The following is a 972-nucleotide window of genomic DNA, read 5'->3' as shown; positions in this document are numbered from 1 at the left end:
CGCGACCGCATCGAGCGCATGAACCCGGCGACGTCCCCCTGCCCCGGCCTGCATGGCGAGACGTGGCAGAGGGTCCACGCGGCGATGCTCGACTTCCTCGAGCGCTTCGGAGCGGAGGCGGTGGATCTCGGCTGGAGCGAGTTCGACCTGTTCGGGGTCCATCCCACGGTCGGGATCATTCGGGCGGACCATTGTGGTGCCCTGGTGGTGGGTGGGCGCGCGGCGCAGTGGATCGACCCGACCCGGATCAACTTCGGCAACTTGACCTACTATCGCGACACACCCGGCCGGCCGCGCGGCATTCCGATCTGGGCTTACGGGGGCTGAGGCGATAGGCCGGGCGCGAACACCGCGAGCGTGAGGGGAGCTGCGATGAGCCGTCGGATGTGGGCCGTGCTGGGGCTGGCCGTCGGCTGTGCGAGCACGCTGGCGATCCGGCCGGCGTCGGCCGAGCGGTTCGATGGCGACCGCCTGATCGTCCTCGACGGCGATACCGTCGCCCTCCCCTGCGCCATGCCCGCGCGCGGTTGTGCCGAGAAGGTCCGTTTGAGTGGGATCGACACGCCGGAGGTGTCCCGGCCGCGCTGCGAGGCCGAGCGGATCTCTGGCCTGAAGGCGAAGGAGCGCCTGGCCCGCCTGATCCGTGGACAGGCCGTCGAGCTGGCGCGCGCCGGCGAGACCGATCGCTACGGCCGGACGCTCGGGACGTTGCGGGTGCCGGCGGGAGAGGTCGGCGCGATCCTGATGCGGGAGGGCCTGGCGGTGGCCTACCGGCCGGGCCGGAAGGCGTGGGAGGAGCGGGCGGATCACTGGTGCCGCTCGGACCGGCGCTGAGGAGCCGGGCGACCGAATTCCGAGGGACGACGAGGCGCCGGGGGGATTCCTCGGACTCCTTGCCGTGCTAGCGTGGCCGGACCGTGCCGATCCGCCCCGAACACCGCCACTTCTACCCGATCGACTGGCCGCAGCTCT

The 972-nt window shown here is 71.8% G+C and carries 2 protein-coding genes; both read left to right on the top strand.

The features are described from left to right. The coding region (locus MKK50_RS01415) for a hypothetical protein (RefSeq protein WP_499019869.1) at positions 1-327 on the top strand (327 nt) is incomplete at its 5' end. A gap of 45 nt (positions 328-372) precedes the next feature. Continuing rightward, on the top strand, positions 373-834 hold the full coding sequence (locus MKK50_RS01410) for a thermonuclease family protein (protein ID WP_253374247.1): 462 nt from the start codon (positions 373-375) through the stop codon (positions 832-834). Positions 835-972: the final 138 nt, after the last annotated feature.

It is taken from the genome of Methylobacterium sp. J-043, assembly GCF_022829505.1.
Taxonomy (GTDB): domain Bacteria; phylum Pseudomonadota; class Alphaproteobacteria; order Rhizobiales; family Beijerinckiaceae; genus Methylobacterium; species Methylobacterium extorquens_A.
Note: the sequence above shows the minus strand (reverse complement) of the source record. Positions and strands in the feature narration are given on the sequence as shown.